Here is a 440-nt window from a genome sequence, read left to right on the forward strand (position 1 = left end):
CGAAAGATCATCGTGGTTGATGTGCCTAGTACTTCTGCAGCTTCTTTAAATGTTTTAGCTTTAATAGCACGTATACTCACAACTTGATTCCATTCCTTTGAGTAACGTTGATATTTATCTACAAAGGGGGATTTTTCAGAGAAACGCTTTCCACAATCACAAACATAACGACGACGTTTATAGAAAAGAATAGTTAAACGTTCAAACCATTTTAAATGATTGATCTTTTGTATACGGTAATCGTGAACCTTCGATGTTTCTTTTTTACAAACTGGACATTGATGCGTACATACAATGCGATTCGATCGCCTACTTCTTCTACTTTCGTAATCTCTATATCTTTTAATCCTGGGATATTCATGTTAAAATTCATTTGCACAGTTCACCTTTCTATTACTTGTTTCTCGACAATTCAAGTATATATAAATCGGTGAATCTGT

Annotated in this window: 1 pseudogene; it reads right to left on the minus strand. The window is 34.1% G+C overall.

The window, feature by feature from the left end:
- Positions 1–373, minus strand: a pseudogene (locus tag PVA17_RS25035) (transposase family protein); the annotation flags it as partial.
- Positions 374–440: the final 67 nt, after the last annotated feature.

Origin of the sequence: Lysinibacillus sp. CNPSo 3705 (assembly GCF_028674935.1) — a bacterium.
Lineage (GTDB): Bacteria > Bacillota > Bacilli > Bacillales_A > Planococcaceae > Lysinibacillus.